Origin of the sequence: Pseudaminobacter soli (ex Li et al. 2025), from assembly GCF_029892515.1 — a bacterium.
GTDB classification, from domain to species: domain Bacteria; phylum Pseudomonadota; class Alphaproteobacteria; order Rhizobiales; family Rhizobiaceae; genus Pseudaminobacter; species Pseudaminobacter soli_A.
In genome coordinates this window covers 56,966-74,738 of record NZ_JARXVF010000013.1, presented here as the reverse complement: position 1 = coordinate 74,738, position 17,773 = coordinate 56,966, and the positions used below count along the sequence as shown (strand labels likewise).

Here is a 17,773-nt window from a genome sequence, read left to right as displayed (position 1 = left end):
TGTCGAAGCCCTCACAGGCTCCGAACATCGTTCCTTACGGTCACGCGCGAAAGGTGCGGTCGGAACAGCGCTTACCATTGAAATACGCCACACCAAGACTATGCTGGGCTACAGCGTTTCCTCTGGCTGCAGCTTCGCGCCACCACATGATCGCAGCTTGGACGTCTTTGGGGGCCCCATCTCCATTTACATAGGCATACGCTAGATGTATCTGAGCCTCGACGTCGCCTTGTTTGGCCGCTTTTGAGCCGCCATGAAACGGCGACAGAACTACTCTTCGGCACCCCTTGGCCTTGGGCGTGTATTGCTCCCAAAGTCCTTTGGGCCTCAGCGTTACCCTGATCTGCAGCCTGGCGCCACCAAGTTGCAGCCTGAGCGCTATCTTTCGACACCCCAACGCCAAGCGAATACATTGTTCCCAAGTTGTATTGTGCCAAAGCGTTACCCTGAGCAGCCGCCTTGCTTATCCAGTGAAACGCCTGAACGTCATCTTTAAGCACGCCGTTCCCTGAATGATAAGCTCTGCCGACGAAAGGAAGTGGCTAGATTTTCGCTGACCGGGCTACTCAGGCCGGTTACTCGAGGCTAATGATCGATGCTGGGGCGAACGTCATCATCTTCTTCAGGCCGCTGGTCATACCATCGCCATAACGCGGGGTGCCGGCAGCACCCTTCAGCCAGCATTCCTTTTTGCGCTTGAGGTAGGTGAATGCGACGCACCGGTTATCGCCAACACAGGCAAGCCGGCATTGCTGAGCGTTAATGCTTCTTCCGAACGGTCTCGTGGAGAGATCCCCGCCTGGCAGGTCGACGTTGTCGAACAGTGCTGTCTTCGGATCAATTGTGCCGATGGAAAATGGTTTCGGATCGGGATCCGCGCCGCTGAGAAGTTGCCCGGAGATAGCGACTGCATTGCCATCGGCCGTGCCTTGGCTTGCCTTGAGGAAACAATTTGGTCCTCGCATGGCTTGGGGATCGATATTAAAGGTGAATGCCTTGCATTCGCCTTTCATCGTCAAACAGGCTCGAGCGCAATCCGCCGCGTCATCCAGGCGCACAGATGTGATATCGTCGCCGAAGAGATCCAGACCCGTAAACACAGCCATGCGTGTCGGACGACGAGTGTATTCTTCAATCGCTGAGAGCCTGGGGAGCGATGTGCCCTCAAGAGAGGCGACAGCGCTCGCTTCCGGAGGAGATGACGGTTCTATCACCGCTGTAGTCGGATTTGACTTATCGCTCGGCTGAACACCACCGTCCTCAGCGACTGCGCTCGCTGATGCTTCTTGGCGCCGATTAATCCGATAGCGCGCGACCTCATCTGGCGTGAATACATGCATCTCTTTGGGAGGAGTCTTGAACATCGCCGTCAGCACTTCGACTGGCGTGTCAAAGCGATTAAGCAGGTCGATAATGTCAGAGATGGATAGTTGAGCGCTTACGAGATCGGCGGAGTCCGACGAAATCTGATGAACACCAAGCTCCCCCTCGGCCTGTCGTTCGATGCCAGCAAGAAAGATATAGGCACACGCGGAATAGCAGCCAGCCTTCTGCGGGATGTAAGTTGCGAGCTTCTTCTGGTGCACATCGTCAGCGATCAGAAGTGCGATTTGCACCAAGCCGCCAGGGCTGTTGAGAACGACGAGCTTGGCATTGGGAGCAGCCGCTATCGCTCGGCGAAAATTGAGCGCAGATCCGGCGTCTATGTCACCATCAAGTGAAATGATATCTGGATGGGCGTCGTCGACCTTGAACGGGCCGAATGTCTGAGGCGCCGCCTGAGCGTGCCAAGAAATGAACGCCATCAGCCAGGCTGCTGCCAGCAGCCGACCTACACAACAAGACAACGAACTCAGCACTATCGCCCTCCCCGCGGCGAATCCACTTAGATCCAACACCAAGCGACCCAAGGTTGCAAGTTACCCCCGGGACAGCAAATTCAACGTGTCTAATGAATGCTTGAGGCCGAGGCCTGCCACCTGTTCGCAGGGGCGCTCAAAGACAGGCAGTAATTGTCGAACACTCAGTTCAGAATCCAAGATGCTGACGCTCACCAGCGAGCTTCTCGTGAGTGGACTTCTGTTGCAGCCGAATCCAGCAGATCACGCGCAGCCGAACCGTCGGCGTGGCGCCTAGCTCGGCCTCCAATGTCGAGAACATCGCGCTGAGCCTGCTTGATCCTCTCTTCCCGACCGTGAAAGGAATCCGCCTGATCGGCGTTACGATCTCGTCTTTCGAGGAGGATCGGCACGATGAGCCGGACCAGCTCAGCTTGTTGATCTAGCGACTTGCGTCAGGGATGGCCGCTCGGACGGGTGAAGACCCGCTAGGGGCTTCAGCTTTGCCAACAGCTCGCCCCGAAGGGAATGCCCAATACCTTCAAACGCTCCTTGCACAGTGTCGAGCGACGATTCATGGCGAGCTTGACTTTCGGCAGACGCGGGTTTGGGGACAGGAAGTATTGCGACGATCCTTGTGTCATCTCTTCGCGCGGCATTCCCAATGGATGGCAATCGCCGGGATCAGGAAAAACACGACGTTCAACACCTTCCAGAAGCCAATGATGTTGGCCATGTAAGCGCGCGTTTGATCAGCACTGAAGCCGAAGAATGCAGACATCGCATTCGTCGCGACACCGCTGAGCGACATCAGCCAGGCGAGTATGATGACGAGCAAATTGATGATGAAGGCTTTGAACAGGACATTTCTGATTTTGAGCGCCGTTTCCAACGAAGGACTCCTTCCTGGCGGACAAACGTGAACTTCTCGGTTCCACGCGAGATTTCCAATTGTAGCGCCTTATTCGCCGGAAAGCGCGCACCGGCACCCCGGACGCGCCCTGAAGGCTAGTCACGCGGCCCTCCTCGAGCCGCGGCGAACCGCTTTGACGCGTCCGGGGGCGGAATTGCTTGAAATTTTCGCCCGGCAATATATATTCCGATCCATCGGAAGATTTAATTTGGAGGCGAACATGGCCGCGGTCGCGGAAATGCTAAAGCCGAGCGAGGCGGCGGTTGTCTCGCGCGTCACCCTGCGCGAGGTAAACCGAGCAATCGATGAGCACATCCTGCCCGACGCCTTCGTGTCGGCCGACAACGGCCGCCACGTCCTGGCCGCCGCCTGCTCCCTGATCACCTTCTATTTCGAGAGCGCGAAGCGTCTGACAGCTGAAGAGCGAGTGCTTGCAATTCGCGCGGCGGAACCGCGGATCGCTAAGGCTCGATCGCTCGACTGGGCAAAAGTGATGCGCGAGGACTGGATGGTCCATCACGACTTCCTGACCATAGACCTGAAGCCCTTCGTGCAGCGAGTGCGGGATCGGCTTGCCGATCTCGAGGCGGCACGGGAGGCCGTCGAGAGCGCTCCGGATATCCTCTCCGGCACACCTGTTCTCAGGGGTACACGCGTCCCGGTCTATGACGTGGCCGCCTCTGTTGCGGCCGGTCGCACAACCGAGGAAATCTTGACGGCTTGGCCGGGCCTCGACGCGAACCTGGTGTGGCTGGCCACCATTTATGCGGAAGCCAATCCACCACGCGGGCGTCCTCGCGGCATCCCCGGCTTGCCCAAGGGTGCGGTCATCATCACGAACAAGCGCGTCCCCCGGCGCAGGAACGCCGGATGAAGTTTCTTGTCGACGAATGCCTCAGCCCGGACCTCGCGAAGATGGCCGTTCACGAGGGCTATTTCGGATCAAGCCATGTCGTATGGCTCGGGCGGGCCGGGCTGAAGGATTGGGAGCTGAAGCCGATCATCCTCGCGGATGACTGGACTTTCGTCACGAAAAACTCGGTCGACTTCAGGGGGCCGAAGGACCGGCCTGGGACCAAAGGGCAATATGCCGACGTAGCGATCCATGCCGGCTTGGTCTGCCTGAACGGGCCGCCCGGCATGGACCTCCCAATGCAGACGGAGCTGTTCGAAGTTGCTCTCGCCGAGCTCGCAGTGGCGCTCGATCTCGTCAACCAGGTACTGGAAGTCACGGCAGAGGACGACGAAGAAATTAACGTGCTGCGCTATGCGCTGCCTGTCGATTGACGGCACGGCGCGACGATCGGCTGACCGCAACCAGGGTACGCTGACGAATTGATGGCGGGGAAAATGCAAAGGCAGCAAAGACGTCTAAGAGCCGAACGAAACGAAAGAAACGGATTCCGCAATACGAGCACCGGATCGTGCTCTTCATCGACTTCCTAGGTTTCAAAGAAATCGTTGATCGAACAGCAAACGATCGCCCCTACCTCGCTCAGCTTGTTGCAGCGATGGATCGCGTCGGCGAAATTGGCCACGACGACAAGGAATTCTCGAAGAGCCAGCGAGTCACACCAGGCAGCGGCGCTGCGGGCACTGATCGAGAAGATCGTGCTGACGCCCGGCGCGATCGAGGCGACGCTGCATGGCGAGTTGGCACGCTCATCAATTGGGTCAAGCGTCAAACTGCGGGCAACCCGCCAAACAAAAACACTCCCGGCGGGGTCCGCGCGGGAGTGTTGGTATTTTGGTTGCGGGGGCTCGCAACCACCGATACCGACATTTGCTTAAGATAGTGATTTAATGCGGGATAGCTCCAATTTCGTCTAGGTCCAGATGCACACCAGCTTGGTTTAGCTGAGCCTTGGAACCTACGCATTGCGTAGCCCGCGAGGGGCAGCCGGTGCAATCTTCCTAGGCGATTGGGTAAGGCCTATGAAGAACAGTCCCAACAGGTTTGCTTTGCTCATGATGAGGGGCGTTTGCCCCCCTGGACCACAAGAAGTCCAGGAGAACCGCCAGATCAAAGAGCGCCGACAGACAAAGCGCTGCGGCGGCAGTAACCAGAGCGCGGTGCGCCGCGATGGCACTGTCGAAACGGGCCTCGTCCAATGCGTCCGGACCGGACCGGCCAAGGTTCAGCACCGCCAGCGCGTAGCCGACGAAAAGCGCGATGAGGGCTGCGTCGATCAGGCCTGGCGCCAGGCATTGTCCGCAGAGGCCTTGGCTGTTGATGTCGTGTAGGGCTTTCTTTGGTCCAAAGTCCGCCACCTCAAGCACCATAGAATATGCGAATGAGTGCTTTCCAGAAATACGACGTATCTGACCAGGTCTGACTTCGGATCTCCACAAGGCGTACTTTTGTTTTTGAGAGCGCGTGGATCGTTCCGTAACTCCTTTGGCTAACACTGGACCGCATACGATGCACGCTCTGGGGAAGCGCTACAGGACATCTTTGCTGCAAGCTCATCTTTCTAGATCGGTGTCCATTTCCATTGCGCCGTGAAAGTTGTCAGCCATGAGCTTCAACAGGAATCTGTATTCCTCTTTTGGCAAATGCGGATGTTCGAGAAGGTTTCTTGGACACCAATGTAAATCCCGCGCCATCGAGTTTCGCTCTCTCTCTTTTTGTCAACGCGACCTAAGGTTTCGGTTGACTTGATCAAATGATATTTATATTTTCTTCCCCAAGGGAATGGGTGCTGCCGCCTGGATATCCAGGGTGACGCAGGCTGTCCTGAAGGCTAAAGATGGAGGGTTCCAGTGATCAAGAGAATGCTGCTCGCCGCCACCATATTGGGCGGTCTTTGTGCCGGTCAGGCCCAGGCAGACACGACGTTACGGTTCGTTCAGACCAACACCAGCGACGAGTCGCTCGCCGTCCTCAACACGCTGATCAAGAAGTTCGAGACGGAAAACCCCGGCGTCAAGGTAGAGCTCATCTCGATCCCGTGGGACAACTCCTTCGAGAAGTTCGCCACGATGATCGCCGCCGGCGACATACCTGATGTTGCGGAAATGCCGGACAACTGGGTGGCGCTCTACGCCAACTCCGGACACCTCGAGAACCTTGAGCCCTACATCACGAAATGGGAGCACGCTGGCGATCTCAATGGCCGCGCGCTGGAGCTGGCGCGCAAGGTCAAGGACACCGCCTACGTCATCCCCTACGGCTTCTTCGTCAAATCACTCTATTACAACAAGAAGCTGCTCGCCGAGGCGGGTGTTGCTGGGCCGCCGAAGACGGTCGACGAATTCATGGACGCCGCCAAGAAAGTATCGGCGCTTCCCGGCAAGTTCGGATACTGTCTGCGCGGCGGCTCGGGTGCCTTCAACGGTTGGGCCATGATGGGAGCGGCGGCCAACGGCGACAATGCCTTCTTCAACAAGGACGGCAAGTCCACCCTGGGCGATGCCGGCTGGGTCTCAGGCTTCCAGAACCAGATCGACATCTACAAGAGTGGCTGGGCGCCGAAGGACAGCGTCAACTGGGGCTACAAGGAAACCGTGGCGGGTTTCTATACCGGAACCTGCGCAATGCTCGACCAGGACGCTGATGTCCTGGCGCCGACCGCCGAACACATGGCGCAAGACGAGTACGGCGTCATACCGATGCCGAAGGGCAAGAACGGCAAGTCATTCCCGATCCTGACCTACGGCTCCTGGGGCATCATGGCCAAGAGCGAACACAAGGATCTGGCATGGAAGTTCCTGACCCTGATCGACGGGCCTGAAACCGATCCGATATGGACCAAGGCTGTCGGGGCGCTGCCGGTCTTCAAGAGCGCCGAAAAGGATCCCGCCTACGCCGATCCGAAGTACCGAGCCTGGTTTGATACGCTCGCCGACAAGGATGCCATTCCCACCATCACACCGGCCTACCTGCCGGAGTACAGCCTCTTTGCCGGCTCTACCGCCGTGAAGCTCGGCCAGCAGGCGCTGCTCGGCCAGATCACCGCGCAGGATCTCGGCAAGCAGTGGGGGGATATACTCTCCAAGGCCCAGCAAAAGTACCTCGCCAAGAAGTAACCATGCTTTCATCCCTGTAGTGACGACGCCTCAGCGCATCGACACTACATGGCCACAATCCGGGCCGAGTATGACCGTTTCAGTTCCTTCCGCCAGCACGCGGCAGCGCCTTGCTGTGCTCGAACCCTATCTCTACAGCGCTCCCGTGCTGTTGCTAATTACGGTGACGACATTGGTGCCGATCGTCATCGGAATCTCCTACGCCTTTCGCAATGTCATGCTATTGGACCCGACGTCCGGCGGGCTTGTCGGGCTCGACAATTTCCGCGACCTGATGAGCGACGCCAGCTTCTGGAACGCGCTGAAGAACACCATCACATGGACGGCGAGTTGCGTCGCCTTCCAGTTCATATTCGGCCTTATCCTGGCGCTTATGCTCAACCGGCCCTTCCCAGGCCGCTCGATCATCCAGCCCATCGTGTTCCTGCCCTGGGCGATCCCGACCTTCCTCATCGGCATGAACTGGTCGTGGCTGCTCAACCCAGCGATTGGACCGCTGCCGCACTGGGCCTACGCGCTCGGCCTGATGAGCACGCCCGGGAACATCTTGTCGGATCCCGACTATGCCCTGCTCGGCCCGGTGATCGCGGGCATCTGGTGGGGCACGCCCTTCTTCGCCATCACCTTGCTTGCTGCGCTGCAATCGATCCCGCGCGAGATCTACGAGGCGGCCGAAATCGATGGCGCCAGCAACTTCGAGCGCTTCCGTTCAATCACCGTTCCTTTCCTCGCGCCCACCATGGTGGTCACGGTGATGCTGCGCACCATCTGGGTCGCCAATTCGCCGGAGCTCATCGTGGTCATGACCAAAGGCGGACCGGCCGATTCCTCTCAGATCGTGGCCAGCTATGTCTTCACTCAGGCCTATCAGGGACTGAATTTCGGCTATGCCTCGGCGATCGCGACGGCGTTGGTGGTTCTCCTTCTCATCTACGCGCTTCTGCTGATCTCGATCCGGCAGATGATGCTGCGCGCGAGGTAAGATCCGATGCGCGGTACCCTTCGAAGCCGGACGATCAAGTGGACCTTGCACTACGCGGTCCTGCTGATCTATGTCGTGGCGGCCCTCTTTCCCCTCTATTGGCTGGTCAAGGTCTCGATCACCCCCAACGACATCCTCTACAAGCAGGGCACCGACCTGCTTCCATCGCGGTTCAGCCTCGAGCATTATGCAACGGTGGTCGGCAAAAGCGATTTCCTGCTGTTTTTCCGCAATTCTATCATCGTCTCCGGCGTCACCGCCATCGCGTCGACGCTGCTCGCAACAGCCTCCGGCTATGCGTTCTCGCGCTTCGTCTTCAGGGGTAAATTCTGGATCGTCGGCCTGATGCTCCTCACTCAGATGTTTCCGCTGGTGATTGTGATCACCCCGATCTTCAGCATCTTCGGCGTGCTCGGGCTGACCAACAGCCTTACCGGGCTGATCATTATCTACACCGCCTTCAACATCCCCTTCGCCACCTTCCTGATGCAGTCCTTTTTTGACGGCATTCCGAAGGAGCTCGAGGAAGCCGCGATGATAGACGGCGCCACGCGCTTCAAGGCGCTCGTGCAGATCATCGCGCCGCTGACGCTGCCCGGCATCGTGGCCACGGTCGGCTTCTGCTTCACCGGCGCATGGGGCGAGATCCTGTTCGCGTTGCTGCTTAACTCATCGGCGTCGACAAGCACCTTCCCGGTCGGGCTGCTGCTTTACTCGACCCGAGCGACGGTCGAGTTCGGTCCGATGATGGCGGCTGGCGTGCTGGCGCTGCTGCCTGTCTGCGTCTTCTTCTTCCTCATCCAACGCTATCTCGTGCAAGGCCTGACGGCTGGCGCGGTGAAGGGCTGAAACGGCAGGTATCTGACCATGGCTTCCATCGAGATCGCTAATGTGCGGAAGGATTTCGGCGCTGTATCCGTACTCAACGGCGTCGACCTCTCCATTGCGTCGGGAGAGTTCGCGGTGCTTGTCGGCCCCTCCGGCTGCGGCAAGTCCACACTTCTGCGGCTGATCGCGGGCCTGGAGGACGCCTCCTCCGGAGAGGTGCATATCGACGGCCGGCGCGTCAACGACCTGCCACCTCGCGACCGTGACATCGCAATGGTGTTCCAGTCATATGCGCTCTATCCGCATATGACTGTCAGGGACAACATGGCCTACAGTCTCAATCTGAAGCGTACGCCCGCGGCGCGCATCGCCGAGGTGGTCGGCGGAGCTGCCGCCAAGCTCGGCCTAGAAGCGCTCGCCGGGCGCAAGCCGCGCGAGCTTTCCGGCGGCCAGCGCCAGCGTGTCGCCATGGGCCGCGCTATCGTACGCAACCCGAAGGCCTTTCTGTTCGACGAGCCGCTGTCCAACCTCGACGCCCGTATGCGCGAGCAGATGCGTTTGGAGATCCGCAAGCTGCACCGCGACCTCGACGCCACCTCTGTCTATGTCACCCATGACCAGATCGAGGCAATGACAATGGCCGATCGTATAGTGGCGATGAACGCCGGCGTCATCCAGCAGGTGGGCACGCCGCTCGAACTCTATGATGATCCGGCCAATATGTTCGTCGCCGGCTTCATCGGTTCGCCGGCGATGAATTTCCTCGATGCGCGGGCACGTCGCACCGAGCATGGCATTGCAATCACGGTCGGAGATACCGCCTTCTGTACGCTGCGGCAGTCGCTCCCGTTGCCCGATGACGGACGCATCAAGGTCGGCATCAGGCCGGAGCGCATCCGGATCGGCGCGGGCGGAGGCCAGCCGGTGGAAGCCGTGGTGGATCTGGTGGAAGCGACAGGAGCCGCGAGCGTCGCCCACCTCGACCTTACCGGGCAGCCGCTGAAAGTCTTCACCACCGAGAGGCTGCAATTCGTTCAGGGGCAGCATGTGCCGCTCGCTTTTGATGCCGGACATGTCTGCTTGTTCGACGGCTCGAGCGGAGATCGCCTGCGTTAGAGCAGCTCAGCGTTGGTAGAAATCGCTGAGCCGCTCTGAACCGCTACCTGATGCTCCCTGGGATTGCTCCGATCTCAATCCCGCCGGTTGAAGCGGAAGAACTCCACCGTGTAGCCGCCCGGATCGCGAAGCATAAAGCTGGTCACCATCTTTTCGTCGGCGCGGGCGAAGTCGGGATGGTTCTTGAAGGTCGCGCCACGCGCCTTGGCCTGTTCGTACCAGTCCTCCAACTTGGCGGTCTCCATGCTGAGCATGACGCTGTTTTCCTCGGCCGTTTTGTGGAAGCCTTGGCTCTCGTCGACCAGCCCGACATACGACGTTTCGGTCAACCGGAAGAACTTCACCCAGCCCTTGTCGAAGGTCTTCTCAAAGCCTAGCGTCTCGCCGTAGAAGCGTTCGGCCGGCGCAAGGTCACCGTAGTAGAAGAACGTCACCTGAGCCGAGACCGGCAACATTCCAGGCTTCGCTTGCGTGTGCATTGGTATTTTCTCTCCGAAATTGGCTCGTGTGTCTCTCATCGGTCCTATCGGCGCTTGAGCGCCGTCATCTCCAGCTCGACCTTGATCTGCTCGTCCGGAAAGCCACAGATGATTGTGGTGTTGGCCGGACGCGGCGCGTCAAACGTCTCGCCGAGGATTTTTGACACTGCCATCACATCCGCGCGGTCGGCTAAATAGACACGCACCCGCACGACATCGTCTAGATCTGCCTCGGCTTCAGCAAGCGCCGAACCTACGATGGCCAGCGCCCGACGCGCCTGCTGAACTGTTTCGCCCGAAAAGCTGCCGTCGACCTCTGCACCGGCCGTTGCCGATATGAAGATAAATTCACCATCAACGACGGCGCGGGAATAGCCGGCCAGTTTCTCGAATCTTGACCCAGATGAAATCGCTCGTCTTTCAGGCACTTTTCACTCAGATGATTAGTTGATCAATTTGTTGGTGATAAGCCGTGTGGAACGCCAAATGCTTTCCGTCGGGTCAGGCTCGTTCTTCCAGGATCAAGCCATGCAACAGGTCACACGTCACCTCGATATCGGCAATGATGCCGGCGCGAGCAGCGCCCACATCCTTGGCCTTCAGCGCGGCAACGATCTCGTGATGGTGGACCGAATAGGTGCCGCTGCTGTCGGATTTCAACAGCGGTTCGATATGCTGGGTCAACAGGCGCATGTAGGGGCCGAAGCGCAGCCAAAGCGTTTCGATAAGCTGGATGAGCACTTCCGACTGCGAGGCACCGTAGAGGTGGAAGTGAAACTCCTGGTTTTTGCCCAACATGGCGTAGACGCTCTCTGTCCGACCGACCGTTTCATGCTCCCGGACGACGCCTTCGAGTTTGGCGATATCGCGAACTGTGATGTTCGGCACGGCAAGCTCAGTCGCCAGGCTCTCCACTGCGATGCGCGCGCGGCAGACATCATCGAGCCTTGCCCGGCTCGTTGCGGGGATGCGGGCAGAGCCGTTGGCCGCCACTTCGAGGGCGTTTTCCGCTGCAAGCCGCCGCAGCGCCTCCCGCACAGGCATGTGGCTGGTGCCGAACGACTCCGAAAGTGAGGCTATCGTCAGCGTCTGGCCGGGTTCGAAGAGGCCGATCATCAGCGCATGCCGAAGCTGGCGGTAGACACCATCCTGGATTGTGCTGCGCGATGCGATCGGTGCAAAGACGTCCACTGCCACGAAAATGGTCCCCGTTCGAATGACTGCTACGTTTCGGGGCGCATCGGCCCATGTCCCTGATCTTCAACGGTCGTAGCCACCCGCAATCCTAGAGACAAGCGGATGATTTTGTCGCGCTGAACCGGCATTAGGCTGCGCCTCATGAGCCTTCGTTCTTGTGCATGTTGTTTCTTCAGAACCATTGAACGTCATGCATTAGCTTCGGCAGACCCTGCCCAGTTCACGATCGAGAACGTCAAGCTTGGCCCCTCTGGTAATCAGTCCTGGCGACCATCGCATCCGTTCCGAGCGGGTGTCGCAGACGATACCCGCTGCCATTAGCCCGCGCTGGATATCGGCCGGCGCATGATCGGCTGGAATTTCGACCACCACCGTTCCGCCGCGTTTTTCGGCACTGCGGGGGCTGACCACACGCAGGCGATGATTGTCGGCAATCTGGATCAGCCGCTCGCCTAGCTGCAGGTTGTGGTCGCGGATCGTCCTGATACCCGTTTGCGTCAACCATTTGAGACCGGGCAGCGAGGCGATATAGGGCAGATAGGACGGTGTGCCGTTGTCAAAGCGGCGCGCATCGGCGGCGAACGTGAACCGGTCTAGCTGCCAATTGAAAGGATCCGGCTGGCTGAACCAGCCACGCAGTAGCGGTTCGAGACGTGGCAGCAGCGCGGGTGAAACATAGGCCATTCCCGCGCCCGGCATGCCGCACAACCATTTGAGTGGCGTCGAGGCGGCAAAATCGATGGCGGGAGCGTTGACGTCAAAGGGCAGGCATCCTACGGCCTGGGTGATATCGAGCGTGACGATCGATCCCATCGAACGTCCATGCGCGACAAGGGCGTCCAGGTCGCAGCGCCGCGAGGCGGTGGAGGTCACCCACGTGATGACGGCAACGGCGACCTCTTCGTTCCATGCGGCGAGGAAGTCTTCGTCTTCGACGAACGCCGCGTCCGGACGCTGCCTGACGGTGACCAGTTCGAAGCCGAGCCGCGGCGCCAGACCGGCAAGCAGGAAGTGCAAGCTCGGGAAACAGTCCTCGGCGATGATGACCTTGCGGCCGGCTAGAGCATGGCTAGGCAATGCCTCGAAGAATGCGTAATAGCATTCGGTGACGTTCGCAGCCGCCATGACGGAGCCTCGCGGCGCGCCGATGAGATCGGCCCAGCAGTTGAGCATTTCACGACGACCCTGGTCGATCAGGGTCCAGCGGCCTTCATCGGGAGCGCACCATTGCTCCGAGAAGGTCGCCAGTGCAGCCTTGACGGCTTCTTCCTGGCCGGAGAACTTGCCGACCGAGTGGAACATGAGCCAGCCACTTTCTGCGTCGTCCGGCTCGCAAGCAGAATTTTCGGTTGGAAGCACGTTGGGCGCCATCATTGTATCGATCATTGCTGACTGAGCACTTCGACCATTCATCGTGCCGCATGCGGCCAGTTTGGCGCACGCATTTCAAGCACTTCGACTGTGTGGCCGTCGGGATCAGTGACGTAGAGGATATAGATGCCGAATTCCGGCTTGAAGATCGGCGGGCCTTTCGTCTCGACGCCAAGCTGCGCCAACCGCTGCGACCAGCCATCGACGTCGGACGAGACCAAGGTCATGGTGGCAATCCGGGGCTGGCTGGTTGGTAGTTCGCCGCTGACGAAACCGAAAAAGCTGGCATCGGTGACCTTGAGGATCAGCACCTTATCCTTGCGCGCGAAAGCAGGCTGCAATCCGAAGGTCCGCTCATAGAATTCGCGCGTTCTGTCAAGGCTTCCGACGCGGACGAAACTGATTGTTTGATCGATTGGTGGAATGCGTGTGGTCATCGAATGTGCCCCATGCGGATCTAACCTAAGACGATATATTTCGTGCCTACCTGCTCGGCGAGCTCGCGACCAAGTCATAGAGTGGGCTTTGCATGGGTTAACCCCGCTAAAGGAGCATTCCCTATTATGTATTGCGTCAATCATTATGTATTGCATCAATCGATCTTTTGATCAACGATGAAATTGCGCGCAATCTGCCGCGTGACAACCACGTTGCTAAGCGCCTACCATAGCCTAATGAGGAAATACCAGTATTCGCATGATTGAATGATCAAACCTCTTTGCGAACTCCTTGTTTCTTGCGGAAAGCGCTGAGATTTCAACCTTCAGGCCCCGGTTGGTCAGGTTGTGAGAATTGTTAGGCATGGACCGGCGCGGAGGACGAAGCCGAACGACCAACTATACGGTCATCAGACGCTGAAGGTTTTCACGACCTCGAGGGACGAAATGGCTCAGCTATTGGACAAGCGGAAGTTTTACATAAATGGCGAATGGATCGCCCCTTCCAGACCGAACGATTTTGAAGTCATCGACCCGTCGACTGAGGAAGCCATTGCTGTAATAAGTCTGGGCAATCAGGCAGACACTGATCGCGCGGTGGCGGCGGCCATTGGCGCCTTCCCGACGTGGTCGCAGACATCGCCGGCGGAGCGCTTGGCCTATGTCGAAAAGATCCTCGAGATTTACAACGCACGAGCCACCGAGATGGCCGCGGCCATTACCTCGGAAATGGGTGCCCCAAGAGACATGTCACTGGCCTACCAGGTCGAAGCTGGCACCCACCATATCGAAAATTTTATCACGGCTTTCAAGAATTTTGAGTTTGTTCGGCCGCTGGGCGACCATGCTCCAAGCACGATGGTAGCTTGGGAGCCTGTCGGTGTCGTGGGCCTGATCACACCGTGGAACTGGCCAATGAACCAGCTTACACTTAAGGTGATCCCCTCGCTGCTTGTCGGTAACACCGCCGTACTCAAGCCCTCCGAAATCGCGCCACTGTCCTCATTGCTCTTCGCCGAGATTGTCCACGAAGCTGGAGTGCCGAAAGGCGTCTTCAACCTCGTCAATGGCGATGGGGCAGGTGTAGGCACACAACTATCGACGCATCCTGGTGTCGACATGGTCAGCTTCACCGGCTCGACGCGCGCTGGCATCGCAATCACCAAGGCCGCAGCGGACACGTTGAAGAAAGTCACGCTCGAACTCGGCGGCAAAGGGGCCAATCTTATCTTCGCCGATGCTGATCAGAAAGCAGTGGAGTGGGGCGTATGGCGTTGCTTTTTCAACAGCGGCCAGTCTTGCAATGCGCCGACACGCATGCTCGTGGAGCGTTCTGCCTACGACCTAGCGGTCGAGACTGCGGCACGCCTGGCCAGAGAAACCGTGGTGGCATCTGCCCATCAGTCCGGAGACCATCTCGGCCCTGTTGTCAGCAAGCTACAATGGGACAAGATTCAGGATTTGATCCAATTGGGCATCAGCGAGGGCGCACGCTTGGTCGCCGGCGGCCCTGGGTTGCCCGAGGGGGTCAATCAAGGTTATTTCGTACGCCCAACGGTTTTTGCAGACGTCAACAACCGGATGACGATAGCTCGCCAGGAGATCTTCGGGCCGGTACTTTCGATCATCCCCTTCGACAGCGAGGAGGAGGCGATCGAAATCGCCAACGACACGATCTATGGGCTGACGAACTTTGTCCAGTCGCAGGATGGCGCACGTCGCAACCGCGTTGCCCGTCGTTTGCGTGCCGGTATGATTGAAATGAACCGCGAATCCCGAGGTGCAGGCTCCGCGTTCGGCGGCATCAAAGCGTCCGGCCGCGCCCGCGAAGGTGGCATTATGGGATTGGAGGAGTTTATGGATGCCAAGCATATCTCAGCATGGGACACTGGTGTCAGCCCCCTGAAGCAGTGAGGTTGGACACCGCGTAGGCAAGGCCCATCGTCTGGATCGCCACCAGCGGCCAGCGACTTGAGGGCCACGCAGAAGCTGACCTGGAACATATTCGATCTCCGCTACCGCGATGGTTTCGATGCCGTGTGGGTCGAAGTGGCGACCGGTCTGACCTACGACTTCGACAGCTACAATGCGGTCTACGCCCGGCAAAAGCTCGACACGACCAGCCCGCCCTACAACGCGCTCTCCGGGGACAAGATCAACATCACGCGGGCTACAAGCGCCGCAATTGCGCAGCATGGGCAACCCTGCACGCTCGAGAGCTTCGGCCTCCCGGCTCCGCAAACCGCTGTCAGGCAAAGGCCCTCTTAGTCAGCGACCTCCCGTATTCATTCCAACCACCGATACCGACATTTGCTTCAGGTAGCAGTTTGATACGATATCGCTCCAAGTTTCGCAGAATTGCTGGCTCGCACCGGACCACAGACTTGCCGTGGATGAATGGCTGGATACCTCCGAAGCCCGTATGCTCTCGCGAACGCGGTCTGGAACCGCTGTAATGTTAGGGGCGCGACGCGACCCAGCTGACATTGTCACCAGGGCAACTGTCTCGACACTTGGTTAATTTGGCAGGCCCTACTCCAACTCTACCAAGAGGTTGCCGTGACCATCGATCTGCCCGTGCTGCTTTTCGAGCAGTAGGATCGTGGTGGTCGGCATTTCAAGCACTGCTGGCCCGCTCAGCCTGGCACCGGCGCCGAAGGCCTCCGCGTTATAAACCGGAACGTCGCAGAAATCCTTGCCGAGATAGATCTTACGAGTTGACTTCGGTTTAACTTTTCCGCGCTGTGACGGCACCATTGCGCCTCGACGCCCACCGCCACCGGTGTCGCCGATGGCCCTCACCTTCCAAGTAGTGAACTCAATCGTGTCGGCTTCGTCTTTGATAGTATAGATGCGCTCGTGCTGAGCGTGGAAGGCCGCGACAAGATCGGCCAGCGCGCGCTTGCCGAGCCTGCCCTCGGGCAAGTCGAACGGCACCTCTATGTCCCAAGACTGGTAAAGATAACGGGCCTGGAATGCGAATTCGAATCGCTGTGACTGCGAATCCAGTCCTGACCGCTTCAGGAAGGACGCACCCTTGCGCTTTAGCAATGCCAGAAGTCGATTGACGCCGTCGAGATCGAAATGGCGGTCGGTGGTATTCAGGGTTCCCGTCTCCTCCCAGCGCACGTCCGAGATGAGCCCCCCATAGGCGCTGAGCCCTGCCGCAAAACGCGGCACCATGAAGCGCTTGATGCCTAGAATGCGAGCCATATCGCCAATGTGGCAGGCCGTGGCTCCGCCGCCGCTAACGACATAGCTGTCCCGTGGATCGATGCCCTCGTTCACCGTAATGTCTTCGATCGCACCGATCATGTTGTGATTTGTCGTGGTATAGATGGCATAGGCTGCCTCGGTCAGGCCGATCTTCAGCTGCCTTGCGATTTTGCCGATCGCTGCCTCTGCTTTAGCGCGGTCAAGCTTGATCCGCCCGCCCAGGAAATAGTCCGGATCGATAATGCCTAGCACGACATTGGCGTCAGTGACAGTCGGCTTCGTGCCGCCACGACTGTAGCAGGCCGGACCTGGCTCGGCACTCGCGCTGTGAGGACCGACCTTGAGCAACCCCCCCGCATCAACCCAAGCAATGGAGCCGCCGCCGGCACCCACAGAACGCACGTCGATCTTCGGAATGCCCAGCATTTCAAGGCCAAACGTCGCTTCAGGTGTGATCACCAGGTGGCGATTGCGCAGAGCCGATACGTCGAAAGTGGTGCCGCCCATGTCGACCACGATGACATTGCTCTCGGTGGTAAGATTGACTGCAGCGATCGGCGCGAGTGTTGGCCCTGACATTACGCTATAGATCGGTCGCTCGATGATCTCTTCCGGAGGCATCATGCCACCGACGCAGTTGGCGATCAGCAACTCGCCGGCATAGCCGGATTGGCTCAGCGCGCCGGTCAACTTTTCCACATATTCGCTGACGATCGGGAAGAGCGAAGCGTTGATGGCGGTCGAGATTGTCCGCCGATATTCGCGTGGTATCGGATTGAGTTCGTGGCTGAGCGTGACCGGGACGCCCGGCAGTTCCTCCAGCAGAATTTCGCGCACGCGCCGCTCATGGATGGGGTTGACGATCGACCACAGCAAGCAGACGGCAATGGTCTCCACATCGCATGCTCTGAAGTGACGTGCCGCAGCGCGAACGTCCTCTTCCGCCAGCGTCTCGATCTCGTTGCCCATCGCGTCGATGCGGCCGCGCACCTCACAAGTGCGGCTGCGATGGACATAGGGCGGCGGGAAATCGACCTTGATGTTGAAGGCCCGCTTCCTGGGTGACTCGCGCAGTGTCAGAATGTCGGGGTGACCGGCGTTGCAGATGAGGCCTGTGGGCGCCACCTTGCCTTCGACCAGCGCGTTCGTCGACACGGTGGTGCCGTGTACGATCATGTCGGTCTTCGACAGGAACTCGGCCAACGACATCCCGTGACTGCTGGCGGCGACACCAAGGACGTCAATGAAACCGCGCTCGAACATTCCGGGCGTCGTCGGCGATTTATGGATTTCGAGATCGGCGCCCTCGCGGTGCAGCACGAGATCGGTGAAGGTACCGCCGATGTCGATACAAGCGACAAACATGG

Annotated in this window: 20 protein-coding genes and 1 pseudogene; 11 read left to right on the top strand and 10 right to left on the bottom strand. The window is 58.9% G+C overall.

The genetic code is table 11. From position 1 onward, the window contains the following. Positions 1-40 precede the first annotated feature (40 nt). The 3 genes and pseudogenes from M2281_RS29315 to M2281_RS28110 form a co-directional block, all read right to left on the bottom strand. Positions 41-397 (bottom strand): tetratricopeptide repeat protein, encoded by a 357-nt coding sequence (locus M2281_RS29315; protein ID WP_425537822.1) that lies wholly within the window; start codon positions 395-397, stop codon positions 41-43. Further along, positions 345-518: pseudogene (locus M2281_RS29310) on the bottom strand (tetratricopeptide repeat protein); the annotation flags it as partial. The pseudogene M2281_RS29310 and the gene M2281_RS29315, both read right to left, overlap by 53 nt. A gap of 57 nt (positions 519-575) precedes the next feature. Beyond that, on the bottom strand, positions 576-1,859 hold the full coding sequence (locus M2281_RS28110; RefSeq protein WP_280824515.1) for a PAN domain-containing protein: 1,284 nt from the start codon (positions 1,857-1,859) through the stop codon (positions 576-578). Between the two features lie 212 nt (positions 1,860-2,071). Here M2281_RS28110 and M2281_RS28105 point away from each other — a divergent pair, with 212 nt between their 5' ends. After that, positions 2,072-2,284, top strand: coding sequence for a hypothetical protein (locus M2281_RS28105; protein WP_280824514.1), 213 nt, complete (start codon positions 2,072-2,074; stop codon positions 2,282-2,284). Positions 2,285-2,478: 194 nt separating this feature from the next. On the opposite strand, the gene M2281_RS28100 is transcribed toward M2281_RS28105, so the two are convergent. Next, entirely contained in the window at positions 2,479-2,730 is a 252-nt protein-coding gene (locus M2281_RS28100) for a hypothetical protein (RefSeq protein ID WP_280824513.1), read from the bottom strand. A 241-nt stretch (positions 2,731-2,971) separates the two neighbouring features. Here M2281_RS28100 and M2281_RS28095 point away from each other — a divergent pair, with 241 nt between their 5' ends. The 8 genes from M2281_RS28095 to M2281_RS28060 all read left to right on the top strand — a co-directional run bounded on the left by M2281_RS28095 (position 2,972) and on the right by M2281_RS28060 (position 9,706). Further along, a complete protein-coding gene (locus M2281_RS28095; RefSeq protein ID WP_280824512.1) occupies positions 2,972-3,625 on the top strand; it encodes a DUF433 domain-containing protein in 654 nt (217 codons plus the stop codon). Continuing rightward, positions 3,622-4,038, top strand: a complete 417-nt coding sequence (locus M2281_RS28090; protein WP_280824511.1) for a DUF5615 family PIN-like protein — start codon at positions 3,622-3,624, stop codon at positions 4,036-4,038. Before M2281_RS28095 ends, M2281_RS28090 begins: the two co-directional genes overlap by 4 nt. Before the next feature lie 137 nt (positions 4,039-4,175). Then, on the top strand, positions 4,176-4,547 hold the full coding sequence (locus tag M2281_RS28085; RefSeq protein ID WP_280824510.1) for a hypothetical protein: 372 nt from the start codon (positions 4,176-4,178) through the stop codon (positions 4,545-4,547). A gap of 139 nt (positions 4,548-4,686) precedes the next feature. Next, positions 4,687-4,995 carry a hypothetical protein gene (locus tag M2281_RS29305; protein ID WP_425537821.1) on the top strand — a complete coding sequence of 103 codons (309 nt, stop codon included), beginning with the start codon at positions 4,687-4,689 and terminating at the stop codon, positions 4,993-4,995. 531 nt (positions 4,996-5,526) lie between these two features. Next, the gene (locus M2281_RS28075) at positions 5,527-6,780 is read left to right on the top strand and encodes an ABC transporter substrate-binding protein (RefSeq protein ID WP_280824536.1); all 1,254 of its coding nucleotides are present in this window, start codon (positions 5,527-5,529) and stop codon (positions 6,778-6,780) included. A 70-nt stretch (positions 6,781-6,850) separates the two neighbouring features. Beyond that, positions 6,851-7,762 (top strand): carbohydrate ABC transporter permease, encoded by a 912-nt coding sequence (locus M2281_RS28070; RefSeq protein WP_280824509.1) that lies wholly within the window; start codon positions 6,851-6,853, stop codon positions 7,760-7,762. A gap of 6 nt (positions 7,763-7,768) precedes the next feature. After that, entirely contained in the window at positions 7,769-8,611 is an 843-nt protein-coding gene (locus M2281_RS28065; RefSeq protein ID WP_280824508.1) for a carbohydrate ABC transporter permease, read from the top strand. A gap of 18 nt (positions 8,612-8,629) precedes the next feature. Continuing rightward, positions 8,630-9,706 (top strand): ABC transporter ATP-binding protein, encoded by a 1,077-nt coding sequence (locus tag M2281_RS28060; RefSeq protein WP_280824507.1) that lies wholly within the window; start codon positions 8,630-8,632, stop codon positions 9,704-9,706. A gap of 74 nt (positions 9,707-9,780) precedes the next feature. Here M2281_RS28060 and M2281_RS28055 read toward each other — a convergent pair whose 3' ends face one another. From M2281_RS28055 to M2281_RS28035, 5 genes are all read right to left on the bottom strand, one after another. Next, entirely contained in the window at positions 9,781-10,185 is a 405-nt protein-coding gene (locus M2281_RS28055; protein ID WP_280824505.1) for a VOC family protein, read from the bottom strand. A gap of 44 nt (positions 10,186-10,229) precedes the next feature. Next, complete coding sequence (locus tag M2281_RS28050) at positions 10,230-10,613, bottom strand: RidA family protein (protein ID WP_280824504.1); 384 nt, start codon at positions 10,611-10,613, stop codon at positions 10,230-10,232. A 73-nt stretch (positions 10,614-10,686) separates the two neighbouring features. Beyond that, entirely contained in the window at positions 10,687-11,382 is a 696-nt protein-coding gene (locus M2281_RS28045; protein WP_425537820.1) for a GntR family transcriptional regulator, read from the bottom strand. A gap of 195 nt (positions 11,383-11,577) precedes the next feature. After that, the gene (locus M2281_RS28040; protein ID WP_280824503.1) at positions 11,578-12,756 is read right to left on the bottom strand and encodes an aminotransferase class V-fold PLP-dependent enzyme; all 1,179 of its coding nucleotides are present in this window, start codon (positions 12,754-12,756) and stop codon (positions 11,578-11,580) included. Positions 12,757-12,791: 35 nt separating this feature from the next. Continuing rightward, positions 12,792-13,190, bottom strand: coding sequence for a VOC family protein (locus tag M2281_RS28035; protein WP_280824502.1), 399 nt, complete (start codon positions 13,188-13,190; stop codon positions 12,792-12,794). A 447-nt stretch (positions 13,191-13,637) separates the two neighbouring features. Here M2281_RS28035 and M2281_RS28030 point away from each other — a divergent pair, with 447 nt between their 5' ends. Together M2281_RS28030 and M2281_RS28025 are read left to right on the top strand one after the other, a co-directional pair. Next, on the top strand, positions 13,638-15,104 hold the full coding sequence (locus M2281_RS28030; protein ID WP_280824500.1) for an aldehyde dehydrogenase family protein: 1,467 nt from the start codon (positions 13,638-13,640) through the stop codon (positions 15,102-15,104). 57 nt (positions 15,105-15,161) lie between these two features. Beyond that, positions 15,162-15,458 carry a hypothetical protein gene (locus M2281_RS28025; protein ID WP_280824499.1) on the top strand — a complete coding sequence of 99 codons (297 nt, stop codon included), beginning with the start codon at positions 15,162-15,164 and terminating at the stop codon, positions 15,456-15,458. Positions 15,459-15,722: 264 nt separating this feature from the next. Here M2281_RS28025 and M2281_RS28020 read toward each other — a convergent pair whose 3' ends face one another. Then, positions 15,723-17,771: a hydantoinase/oxoprolinase family protein gene (locus M2281_RS28020; RefSeq protein WP_280824498.1), complete on the bottom strand. Its 2,049-nt coding sequence runs from the start codon at positions 17,769-17,771 to the stop codon at positions 15,723-15,725. Positions 17,772-17,773: the final 2 nt, after the last annotated feature.

Bases quoted from the DNA above. Each gene is read 5' to 3' on its own strand.
- M2281_RS28095 (WP_280824512.1), top strand. From the start codon at position 2,972: ATGGCCGCGGTCGCGGAAATGCTAAAGCCGAGCGAGGCGGCGGTTGTC.
- M2281_RS28090 (WP_280824511.1), top strand. From the start codon at position 3,622: ATGAAGTTTCTTGTCGACGAATGCCTCAGCCCGGACCTCGCGAAGATG.
- M2281_RS29305 (WP_425537821.1), top strand. From the start codon at position 4,687: ATGAAGAACAGTCCCAACAGGTTTGCTTTGCTCATGATGAGGGGCGTT.
- M2281_RS28075 (WP_280824536.1), top strand. From the start codon at position 5,527: ATGCTGCTCGCCGCCACCATATTGGGCGGTCTTTGTGCCGGTCAGGCC.
- M2281_RS28070 (WP_280824509.1), top strand. From the start codon at position 6,851: ATGACCGTTTCAGTTCCTTCCGCCAGCACGCGGCAGCGCCTTGCTGTG.
- M2281_RS28065 (WP_280824508.1), top strand. From the start codon at position 7,769: ATGCGCGGTACCCTTCGAAGCCGGACGATCAAGTGGACCTTGCACTAC.
- M2281_RS28060 (WP_280824507.1), top strand. From the start codon at position 8,630: ATGGCTTCCATCGAGATCGCTAATGTGCGGAAGGATTTCGGCGCTGTA.
- M2281_RS28055 (WP_280824505.1), bottom strand. From the start codon at position 10,185: ATGCACACGCAAGCGAAGCCTGGAATGTTGCCGGTCTCGGCTCAGGTG.
- M2281_RS28040 (WP_280824503.1), bottom strand. From the start codon at position 12,756: ATGATGGCGCCCAACGTGCTTCCAACCGAAAATTCTGCTTGCGAGCCG.
- M2281_RS28035 (WP_280824502.1), bottom strand. From the start codon at position 13,190: ATGACCACACGCATTCCACCAATCGATCAAACAATCAGTTTCGTCCGC.
- M2281_RS28030 (WP_280824500.1), top strand. From the start codon at position 13,638: ATGGCTCAGCTATTGGACAAGCGGAAGTTTTACATAAATGGCGAATGG.
- M2281_RS28020 (WP_280824498.1), bottom strand. From the start codon at position 17,771: ATGTTTGTCGCTTGTATCGACATCGGCGGTACCTTCACCGATCTCGTG.